At 29.5% G+C, this 579-nt stretch carries 1 rRNA gene; it reads right to left on the reverse strand.

The window, feature by feature from the left end:
* Window positions 1–463 precede the first annotated feature (463 nt).
* Window positions 464–578, reverse strand: a 5S ribosomal RNA gene (gene rrf, locus CLOTH_RS10475).
* Between the last annotated feature and the right edge of the window lies 1 nt (window position 579).

Raw genomic sequence — 579 nt, forward strand, 5'->3', positions numbered from 1 at the left:
GTCTATTTCAGTATTAATGTTCATCTTTAGAATCATATTCATCACCCATTAATACTATAAAAAATCTTGTTAGTGTTGTACATAAAAATATTAGCAACTTTGTACAATGTTATTTTAGCATTAATATGTATATTCTATATTTATATGTAAACTTCCTACGTATTGGGTATATTCATTGGTGAAAATATGTATTGATGTTATAATGCTACAATTTTGCATCTTGTAAATACTTTCTATACAAAATATAACAAAAGAATCTAGCTCTATAATATTTAGTGTGGCAAATAAAAATCAACATTTTTTATGCAAAAAAGAGACAAATGACAAACCTCTGGTAAAATATAACTGGTAAATAATATCCCCAGATGTAATGTCAAATGTCCCTTAATAATTCTATTTAGAGAGATATTCTCTCTAAACTAATAGATTATAGTTACTTGTTTGCAAAAAACAAAAAAAGATTATCTGGCTACGTCCTACTCTCCCAGGAGGCTTCCCTCCAAGTACCATCGGCGCAAAAGAGCTTAACTTCTGTGTTCGGAATGGGAACAGGTGTATCCTCTTTGCTATAGTAACCAC

It is taken from the genome of Alkalithermobacter paradoxus (assembly GCA_002029295.1).
GTDB lineage: Bacteria > Bacillota > Clostridia > Peptostreptococcales > Peptostreptococcaceae > Alkalithermobacter > Alkalithermobacter paradoxus.